This is a genomic window from Myroides albus (assembly GCF_009711045.1).
GTDB classification, from domain to species: Bacteria; Bacteroidota; Bacteroidia; order Flavobacteriales; family Flavobacteriaceae; genus Flavobacterium; species Flavobacterium album_A.
The window spans coordinates 1-430 of sequence record NZ_WMJX01000136.1 but is presented as its reverse complement, the minus strand read 5'-3'; the positions used below and the strand labels follow the sequence as shown (position 1 = coordinate 430).

The window sequence follows — 430 nt, the reverse complement described above, 5'->3', positions numbered from 1 at the left end:
TGGATATCCAAACGAAATCTGGACAATTAGTTAAGCAGCTTTATTACTATTTATTATTTGATTAAATTCGTTGATTGTCTGGTAGTTTAAGTAGGAGTGTCTGCGTCTTTTATTATACCACATTTCGATATATTCAAAGACTTTAGACTCCATTTTCTTTGTACTTAGTTGTAAATTTCCATAAACCATCTCCACTTTTAAGGATTTAAAGAAGCTTTCCGCTACGGCATTATCCCAACAATTTGCTTTTCTACTCATACTTCTAACAACCTTAAATGACTTCAGGTAGTTGGCAAATTTGTAGTTTGCATATTGTACTCCTTGGTCAGAATGGAAAATTAGTCCTTCTTCAAAAGCTCTGTTCTTTTTAGCCATTTTAAAGGCTGCTAAGGTGGTGTTTTCTGTTGACATATCTTTACTCAAACTCCAT

1 protein-coding gene is annotated in these 430 nt (G+C 33.3%); it reads right to left on the bottom strand.

Going from position 1 to position 430, the window contains the following annotated elements; translation table 11 throughout:
• Positions 1–30 precede the first annotated feature (30 nt).
• Positions 31–430 (bottom strand): IS3 family transposase (locus GJV76_RS15655; RefSeq protein WP_155093507.1); only part of this gene is annotated, 400 nt, incomplete at its 5' end.